Genomic DNA, 8,760 nt, shown 5'->3' with positions numbered 1-8,760 from the left:
ACAAATGACAAATGACAAATGACAAATGACAAATGACAAATGACAAATGACAATCCCCGCCGTTAACTTTAATTGTCCCCACCGACTTACTTTTTTTGATGAAAATAGCATCATTCGTGTCTCCCGCGATCGCAGCCAGTGTGATCCTGTTCCTCAACCCCGGATATGCAGCCATACTCAACACCTCTGTTCGCTTAGCCGGATTCTCCCCGGATAATCGTCATTATATTCATCTAGAAAGTTACCGGGATTCAGTCACAGAAGTTCCCACGGCTCATCTGCAAATTATCAATATCCCCAATAACTCCTGTGTCAGAAATGGTTGTCTGCGAACCAACTATGATCGCGATGCTTACAGTCTCAGCAATCAAGCGGCTGAAAACGACTTGCTGCAAGATACAGTAACCCTCCGACAAGATTTGGGGCTCAATCGGCTGAAAGTTGGCATTAAACTCCCTGTCATCGATAGCACCCGTCAGCCAGATGACAGCGAAACTGTTACATTTCGCTTAAAGAACCAGCCGTTACAACTGCGCCTAGAACAAAGGCGTATCCCCTCCGTCTTATCTGGAGGCACGTCTCCAGTCGAACGGGCGTCCATGCGCTTAATCATCAATTATCAGAATCAGCGCTTAACTCTGGGTACTTTGAACAACTATCGAGATGCCGTGAAAGGCTATCGGATTCGAGAGGTGCGGCTATCTCCTAACCGTAGTAATATCGTAGTTCTGCTAGATATGCTGCAACCGACTCACGAGGATGTCGTCAAAACCACGTTAGTGCAAAGCTTTTCTTTGCAGCCATTTGAGAATTAGTCATATTGGTGAATCCAGACTAGAGTCGCTACTCTCACCAATTTAAAGTTATGTGTCTCTAAGTTAGGGAAAGAAAAGAAACATTAAAAAATATTGCAAAGGGTTGTACTTTTCTGAGAGAGTAGTAAATTAGTAATTGAAGCGAAAGAGAAAGCTTCAATGACAGATATTAATGTCACTTGAAAATCCAGAAAGGAGGGAAGGCTAAAACTCTGTTAAATCTAATATCTGTCTTATCCGAGACGCAAATTCTAACAGCAACACTCAACGCGAAGACTGATACATCCTCTAACTAGAATTTTAGGGAGCAATGCATCTGAATTATCGAATTTAGAGCAACTCTATTTAGGATTAATTATGGAGAGGAAGTCACTCAGAGAGCTAGTTGAGTGTTGTTGTTATGTATAGGTGGGGACAATTAAAGTTATAGCAACCGCCATAGCGGTTAGGACACATCATTTATGTTCCAGACGCGCCATGGCGCGTCTCTACAATGGTGCTACGTCATTTGCCATTTGTAAGGGTTTAAGGTATATTTACAGTTCCCCCTTCCCTCTCCTCACCCCCAACACTTATTTAGCGTTTGACTGGAAACAGGTTAAGATTTGTATACAGGCGTTCTTTCAATTCACGCCGCCGCATCAGCCGTCAACCTTGTTTCCCAATGACCCTTATCCGCGTTCCCCAATCCTGGGAAATTCCCGAAAACCAAATCACGCCTGAAGCCGTTTACTTCAATCGGCGTCGCTTTCTCAAAACCCTAGTCGGTGCGAGTATTCTCCCCATCTTGGGATGTCAAGCCTCCTCTGACTCGGAAACCAATCAGGAACTAGCCGCTACCCTCAATCAACCAACGGTCAAACTCCTGAACACCAATCCCGCATTTGCGAATGTTGACCGTCCCATCACCAATGAGTTACTGGCGGGACAATATAATAACTTCTATGAATTTGGCAGTGGCAAATCGATATGGCAAGCCGCCCAAGCCTTACCGACAGATGAGTGGACGGTTGAAGTCACCGGATTGGTGAAAAATCCTCGCACCTACGATTTAGACGATTTACGCAAAAAATTCCCCCTCGAAGAACGTATCTATCGCTTCCGTTGTGTCGAAGCCTGGTCAATGGTATTGCCATGGCTGGGATTTCCGATGCGATTATTAATGGAAGAGGTAGAACCCACATCTAAAGCCAAATTTGTCCGGTTTACGTCTTTCGATGATCCTCAAATTAGAATCGGTCCAGCATGGTCATTCAGTGGTAAACTACCGTGGCCCTATACCGAAGGATTAACGGTAGAGGAAATGGCGAATGATTTGGCATTTTTTGCCGTGGGGATTTATGGTCATTTTCTGCCGAAACAGCATGGGGCACCAATTCGAGAGGTTGTGCCGTGGAAATATGGGTTTAAGGGGGCTAAGTCTATTGTCAAGATTGAATTTGTTGAGACTCAACCCGCGACATTTTGGAATACCTTAATTCCTTATGAGTACAAGTTTGAGGCAAATGTCAATCCGGATGTGTCCCACCCACGTTGGTCTCAAGCGACGGAAAAGTTTGTTGGGAAAGGACCCAATTTTTCCTGGGAAAGACGGGAAACGCTTCCCTATAACGGGTATGGAGAATATGTAGCACAGTTGTATTCCACCTCCCGCACATAAAAAGCAAAGTCCGAAAAACTACACCCAAAAATGGCTGGTGGGCATTGCCCACCCTACGGTATATCAAGGGTGGAGGCAATTCCCAAAATGCACGATGCACGCTTTTCAGTACCCTTGCAGTTAAGGGCGCGATCGCACAAACGTTATCATAGTACAACCGTTACCTGTATAGGACAAATCACTATTTTTACATAACATAACTCTGAAGGCACATTATGTCTTTTGGTGACTATAGAAAATACTCAGCCGCTGAATTAAAAGCTATCTTTAATATCACACTATTGAAAGACGCTAATTTATTTAGCAACTTTAATCCCACCGATCAGTCTTATCCTGATTTGCAGGTAGCCGTAAAAAAGATGAAGTCTCGCATTAGCCTGTCCAAATCGGATAACGAAGCAACCCGAGGCAGTCTCTTAGTATCTCACATTTTGTGGGAAGCTAGCGACACTTATAATCTCGGTATCTTTTTTGAACCACCCGTTGATATTAATCCAGAGGAAACACCAGGTTTACCTCACCCATTAAATGGTAAATACGATTGCGCTTTAAGTCTTGATGAGATTGATTTTATTTCGCCGATTATTTCAGTCGTCGAAGTCAAAAAAAGTAGTCTATCTGATGGGTTAGGGCAATGTGTCGCGGAAATGTATGCAACTCTAAAGAAGTTCCAGCAAGATCAAGTCTACGGCATTATCACCGATGGAGAAGTCTGGTCGTTTTTATTGCTAGAAAACCTGACCCTCTCGGTTAATGAAAATAATTATTACATTAGTAATGTTGCCGATATTGTTGACCGGATTGGTTATATCGCCGAAAAGTTTAAGAAATAAGCATTTCCTCGAACCAAGCCAATCAAATGGTCAATTGTAGGGGCGGGTTTAGGGATTAACGCTAATTAAGACCGATAAATGAGCAACAAAACCCGCCCTTGTTTAAGAGCCTAAAGAAAAATCCCACGTAAACTGATAAAGATAATCGCCCCTAAACTAGCGGCTGCGGGTAGCGTAATTAACCAAGCCAGAGCAATCGATTTAAGGGTTTGAAAGCGAACCGTGCGCCAATTTTGAATCAATCCAATACCAACAATACCCCCCACTAAAGCGTGAGACGTTGAAACCGGAAAACCGAAGCGGGAGGCGAGTAAAACAGTTGTCGCTGTGGCAATTTCGGCACAGAATCCACTACTCGGTTGTAAAGGGATAATATTTTCCCCAACGGTAGTAATCACCTTTTTGCCCCAAACAGCTAACCCTGCAACGATACCAGCACCACCAATGATGAGAATCCACAACGGAATATCAAACGCCGTGAGGGGAACCGTACCCGTAGCAATAATATACGCGATCGCAGCTAAGGGAGCGATCGCATTCCCGACATCGTTGGAACCGTGAGCAAACGCCACAAAACAAGCGCTGAGAACTTGAAACCGCGCCAGTTGTTGCTCAATTGCTGAGGGAAATGGAGACACAGCATTAGGGGGTGGGACAATATTCGCTTCAATTTCCGCTTCCCCAGTTTCCCGGATGCGAATATCTTGAACTTTCGATTCTTCAGGATTAATAGGTAGAATTAAAGGGCTACGTTCCAACTGACGCCAACTAATCAGACTCAGGACAATAGCCGCAACCGAAACCGTAATAATCGGTAAATCATGGGTAGGAATTGGCAAGGCATAAAATAGAGGACGATTAAATAAACTTGGCATGACAATCGCGCCAAAGATACTCACAAGAATAGCACTTAGCCAAGGAATCCATTCCCGTAACTGAACCATCGGATTCCTTTGCCTTAAAATTGAGGTATTGATAATACTATAAAATCCGGCGGCTAAACTACCACTAACAACAGGTGTAATAATCCAGGTTAACGAAATACGACCCAAGGTTCCCCAATCTACCGCCTGCACCCCAATCGCCACCCAACAAAATCCGGCGATCGCGCCAACTACAGCATGAGATGATGCGACAGGTAATCCCAGACTGGTAGCAATTTGTAACCATAAACCACAAGCCAGTAATACAGACATCATCCCCAGTAGTAACACCTGTGGCGTTTGGGCAAATAACGTTGGATCAATCACTCTCGTGGCTAACGTTGTCGCCACCCCTTGACCAAATAAAACCGCCCCTGTAAACTCTAAAATCCCGGCAATAATTAGCGCTTGTCGTAGCGTAACCGCTTTTGAGCCAACTGACGTTCCCATGGAATTCGCCACATCATTAGCGCCTAGATTCCAAGCGACATAGAAGGCAAGAATGGCAGTTAAACTGAGTTGAATTAGAGCTATTGAAATCACTCGTTATCCCTCAATCCCTGCTATAAAGTTTAATGGTCAAACAAAAACCCTACTCAATAGCGAGCGAGACGCTCGCACTACGATGATTCTCTTTTGCCTCTTTCCTCCTAAGTAGGTGGGTGGAAATAAACTCAACATTATGAAGTTCTGTAAATAGCCCTCAAACCCTTACATAAACATAAACAAATGACGTAGCTTACTTCTTAAGGGAAGCGAGTATGACGAGCACCACCATTAACTTTAACTTTGCCCACCTACTTCTTCATCAATTTCGCTTAACTCTTGACCCCTTACCTTTTCCCTTGCCTTTAGAGGGCTGAGAATCGGATGTCGGCGCAATCATTGGCACCGTAAAGTGAAACTGACAACCTTGGTCTTTACCCGCTGAGTCTGCCCAAATTTTACCGCCCCACCCCTTGACAATTTGGCGACAAATAGCTAATCCTAAGCCTGTGCCGCCGGTAGTCCGTCGCAGCGCCCCTTCTTCTTGATAAAAGCGATCAAAGACATCCTCTAGGCGATTCGGTTCAATCCCTCGCCCTGTATCGGCGACAGTCACTTTTAACATCGAATTACCATTGGTTTGAATCCCAATAGTAATTTCTCCTTGGGAGGAGGTAAATTTGCAGGCGTTGTCTAGGAGTTTAGCAAGGGTTTCTACCAGCCACTCACCATCGGCTTGGACTAAGGGCAGATCTGTGGGAACGTGAGTAATAATGTTCGGTCGCCGATCCTCTGACCAATGGACGTTGATCCGGCTGAGGGCTAAGTCAATGCATTCTTGTAGAGAAAGGGCTTCGACATTCCATTCCACGCGCCCACTTTCCAGGCGCGAGAGGGTGAGAAAGTCTTGCACCAGTTTCCGCAGGCGTTCGGCGTCGTCAAGGGCGGTATTCAGCATTACCTGACGTAATTCTGGTGACATATCCGGTTCGCTGGCGAGACTTTCTAGGCAAACCTGAATCGTGGACAGGGGGGTGCGGAGTTCATGACCCGTGATTGCGACTAAGTTACTACGAGTGCGGTCAAGGGCGGCGAGTTGTTGGTTCAAATCTTGCAAATTCGCATAAGCTTCAGCTTGGATTAAGGCGACACCCACTTGAGTTGCGATCGCTTCGACGAGGGCGAGTTCTTCATCCTTCCACCGATAAGGGGTTTCGCCGCAGTGGTGTAACTCAACCATCCCCAATAATCGACCCTGATACAATACAGGAACCATGAGCCACGATCGCATGCCAAAGGTTTGCACCAATTCCTTTAATTTAGAAGACGGGGAATTAGCGTTTTGGCTAGGTGTCTGGTTCAGCCGAGGATCATGTTGGGTATCTTCTACAGAAATGGACTCTTGATGTTCGACAATGGCTTGAAACAGAGTATTATCTTTTAGGGGCCAAGGGCTACCTAGGGTGGAGCAAAGGATCGTGCGATCGCGCCCTCGGGTTTCCAGGTATTCATGGGTAATCGTGGCTTGAGTATCCGTGGCTTTACAGCGGTAAATCAGACAACGACAAGAACCCATGGCTCTTCCTAACTCTTGCACCGCGATTTCCAGAACTTCATGGGGATTGAGCGATCGCCGAATCGCTGTGCTAATCGAATTCACCAAACGCTCGCGTTGTTCTTGAGCCGCGATCGAGCTATAGGCTTTCAGCAGTTTATACTGACCCGCTTGTAAGTAAGTCACCAACCGATGCACAAATGGATCAGGATTGGGTGAGTCTTCCAGATTCCGATCTGAGGGTTGAGTTGAGCCAGAACTGATATACTCAGCTTTTGCCTGTTCGATTTTATCCGCTAACTCAGGTCGATAGGTGGCAATGCGATTCAGAAGCAACTCGGCGGCTTTGGCACTAACCGTCCGGTCAAATGTCCAAATTCCCTCAAAACGCCGAGAGGTATCCATCTCGCCATTGGCGCTATTGGAGACAGACAGACGTTTTTCTCGGCAGATCAAACAGTTGGCATAGTGAGAACCAATCACCACTAAATGCCACTCGTAACTTAAGGCATCGCCCGGATCAAATGCCACAGTTTCGTGGTGATCTGAGCTATTCTTGAAATCCGTTTCTGGTGCGGCTAATACATACACATGAGGTGTCCGTTGAGCAATGCGCCGATAGCGATGAGCTTCCTGACGATAGAAGCGTTCTCGCTGAAAACAGGCAATCACCAACGGCTGCTCCGAACCAGCTAAGACCTGATCTTCCATCGCATGGGAAAGTGCGGTCAACGACGCTTTGAAATATACTTGTTGCCTCAGGTGGGGCATGGCTTGGAGTAAGTGAGCCAGCACCGAAGTTTTGATGATCATTCAAATAAGCGATAAGCAGTTTTTAGCTTGAGCTTGGCAACAAACCCTTGACAAATCCCCTTTTTTATGATTTTTACTGCCATAATCCCCGATCAAGAGCAATCGGCAGGTATAGGGAATGCCATTAAGCAACGCGATTCGGCAAAGAACCGCTGTGGGTCATCTAGAGTGGATAACTTGTCCTATCAACCTATCGTACAAAAAAGAAGGTAACTTCCACCTAGCGAACCGGAGAAAATTTCTCTCTAGGCTCCGGGGAGATGTCCAGGTGAGCGAATGTCTCGAACCAGAGGTAGAGCGATTTGAAACCTCAAACCCGGTTCTAGGTGCTGGTAACGCTGATGCTTCCTGGGTAAAACTGGAACGCTGGAATGCTTGAACTCCTGAGAAACAAAAGAACAACAAATCTTATTCAATAGTCTAGACTTTAATCATTTTTGAGATAGCTTATTGCCGACAGCACAAGTTCCTAATGTCAATAAACCCAATATCGTTGATGTTTCAGGAACAGGAGTTTCAGATTGTTTATACTCAATGAAATTTAAATAGGCTTTTTGATTGTTAGGATTAAAAAAAGAACTATCTGAACTCTGGAAAAGATTATAACCGTAGGGGTCACCAACAGCCAAGACTTTACCACCGTTAGCAAAGGGCTGAAATTCCACCATCGACCTGATTGAGCCATTTTCACCAATTACCGTCCCCCCAGTGGGAGTAATATCGGTTACCATTGTATCTATATCAGTGGCTAAGGATGTACCAAATGTTTGACCTCTTAAATCACCTAATCTGCCGACTGTAGTTGGAGAAACTGTATTTTTAAACGTGCCACCTGTAGGAGAATTGACACCACCGACAACACCTGTATACCGTGAACCGAGTCCTAGTGATTCCAGTACAGAATTGGCAGATATCTGTTCAGAATGACTTGAATCAGATTCAACAATCAGAAAACCACCCATTTTTACGAAGTTACTCAGCACAGTAGTTTCGGTTGATGTCAGAATTTTTGATGAGGTTCCGTGAAAGAATATATCAACGTCAGCAAGATTTGCCTCGGTTAGGGTTGATACTCCTGGAAGGATAGTATGTGAACGCTCCAGAAGACTTGATCTAAATGCACCGTATAGCAAAGCACCATTTCCGCCATTAAATAAGTCACCACCACGCTGATTAGCGCTGTTCCAACTTCTTAGGGTTAATCCACCTGCTGAATTTCCTCCTAAAGCTTCTAGAAGAATAGATATTGATAGAGTCATTGTTATTAATAGTTTATTCATATTAGTAATGATATAATCGGATTCTTAATCTTCAGGATACATAAATTTCAAGCTTAACTCTCTAGTTTTTGGTCATATTCACAAACACTTTACATAGAGCCAGAAATGAATTCATTATTAATTTAAATGAGTATTAAGCAAAAATTTACATAGATGAGAAATGACACCTGTCACTCCATCTATCTATATTTATGAAACCGACTCTCTAATCTTTGTAAATTAAATTTATATTATTTAAAGAAACTTAACTATCTTAACCAAACAAGTTGGCTTATTCATAAGCTAAACTTATCGAAACCAATAGATTTTATCTTCACACAATATTTAAAACTTGCCCCTTGACAAAGGACAAAGGACAAAGGACAAAGGACAAAGGACAAAGGACAAAGGACAAA

At 44.4% G+C, this 8,760-nt stretch carries 8 protein-coding genes; 5 read left to right on the top strand and 3 right to left on the bottom strand.

The window, feature by feature from the left end:
• Positions 1-98 precede the first annotated feature (98 nt).
• From ACLFWI_RS21290 to ACLFWI_RS21275, 4 genes are all read left to right on the top strand, one after another.
• Positions 99-815 carry a DUF2259 domain-containing protein gene (locus ACLFWI_RS21290; protein WP_446414579.1) on the top strand — a complete coding sequence of 239 codons (717 nt, stop codon included), beginning with the start codon at positions 99-101 and terminating at the stop codon, positions 813-815.
• Between the two features lie 477 nt (positions 816-1,292).
• On the top strand, positions 1,293-1,538 hold the full coding sequence (locus tag ACLFWI_RS21285; protein ID WP_446414578.1) for a hypothetical protein: 246 nt from the start codon (positions 1,293-1,295) through the stop codon (positions 1,536-1,538).
• Positions 1,480-2,475 carry a protein-methionine-sulfoxide reductase catalytic subunit MsrP gene (gene msrP, locus ACLFWI_RS21280; RefSeq protein ID WP_446414577.1) on the top strand — a complete coding sequence of 332 codons (996 nt, stop codon included), beginning with the start codon at positions 1,480-1,482 and terminating at the stop codon, positions 2,473-2,475. Before ACLFWI_RS21285 ends, msrP begins: the two co-directional genes overlap by 59 nt.
• A gap of 215 nt (positions 2,476-2,690) precedes the next feature.
• Positions 2,691-3,308 (top strand): hypothetical protein, encoded by a 618-nt coding sequence (locus ACLFWI_RS21275; protein WP_446406216.1) that lies wholly within the window; start codon positions 2,691-2,693, stop codon positions 3,306-3,308.
• Positions 3,309-3,418: 110 nt separating this feature from the next.
• On the opposite strand, the gene ACLFWI_RS21270 is transcribed toward ACLFWI_RS21275, so the two are convergent.
• Positions 3,419-4,774, bottom strand: a complete 1,356-nt coding sequence (locus ACLFWI_RS21270) for an inorganic phosphate transporter (RefSeq protein ID WP_446414576.1) — start codon at positions 4,772-4,774, stop codon at positions 3,419-3,421.
• 265 nt (positions 4,775-5,039) lie between these two features.
• A complete protein-coding gene (locus ACLFWI_RS21265) occupies positions 5,040-7,085 on the bottom strand; it encodes a DICT sensory domain-containing protein (protein WP_446414575.1) in 2,046 nt (681 codons plus the stop codon).
• 118 nt (positions 7,086-7,203) lie between these two features.
• Between ACLFWI_RS21265 and ACLFWI_RS21260 the strand changes: the two genes are divergently transcribed.
• Positions 7,204-7,464, top strand: coding sequence for a hypothetical protein (locus tag ACLFWI_RS21260; RefSeq protein ID WP_446414574.1), 261 nt, complete (start codon positions 7,204-7,206; stop codon positions 7,462-7,464).
• A gap of 52 nt (positions 7,465-7,516) precedes the next feature.
• Here the strand turns inward: ACLFWI_RS21260 and ACLFWI_RS21255 are convergent, their stop codons facing one another.
• Entirely contained in the window at positions 7,517-8,365 is an 849-nt protein-coding gene (locus tag ACLFWI_RS21255; protein ID WP_446414573.1) for a hypothetical protein, read from the bottom strand.
• Between the last annotated feature and the right edge of the window lie 395 nt (positions 8,366-8,760).

The sequence above is a fragment of the Coleofasciculus sp. genome (assembly GCF_046539235.1).
Taxonomy (GTDB): Bacteria; Cyanobacteriota; Cyanobacteriia; order Cyanobacteriales; family Coleofasciculaceae; genus Coleofasciculus.
This window is presented reverse-complemented; position numbering and strand designations above follow the sequence as displayed.